The organism is Adlercreutzia equolifaciens, from assembly GCF_029076695.1.
Classification (GTDB): domain Bacteria; phylum Actinomycetota; class Coriobacteriia; order Coriobacteriales; family Eggerthellaceae; genus Adlercreutzia; species Adlercreutzia equolifaciens_A.
Genome location: NZ_JARFIK010000054.1, coordinates 1 through 433, shown reverse-complemented (window position 1 = coordinate 433; position 433 = coordinate 1). Strand labels below are relative to the sequence as shown.

The following is a 433-nucleotide window of genomic DNA, read 5'->3' as shown; positions in this document are numbered from 1 at the left end:
AAGAGAAGCAGCAGAGAAAGCTAAAAAAGAACTTTCAAGTGCAACGACAACCAATATCAACCTTCCGTTCATCACAGCAACAGCTGAAGGACCGAAGCATTTCGATATGAACCTTACAAGAGCTAAATTTGATGAACTGACAAGAGATCTTGTAGAGAAGACACAGGAGCCGGTAAGACGTGCACTTTCTGACGCAGGAATCACAGCTTCCGAGCTTGGACAGGTACTTCTCGTTGGTGGATCAACACGTATTCCGGCTGTTCAGGAAGAAGTTAAGAGACTGACAGGCAAAGAGCCTAGCAAATCCCTTAACCCAGATGAGTGTGTAGCACTTGGTGCTTCCGTACAGGGTGGTAAACTTGCAGGAGATGCAGGCGCAGGAGACATCCTTCTTCTTGATGTAACTCCACTGTCACTGTCTATCGAGACAATG

Annotated in this window: 1 protein-coding gene; it reads left to right on the top strand. The window is 46.4% G+C overall.

The annotated features are described in order from the left end of the window. Positions 1-433, top strand: a 433-nt coding sequence (locus tag PZH32_RS11430) for an Hsp70 family protein (RefSeq protein ID WP_275208378.1), incomplete at both ends; no start/stop codon positions are given.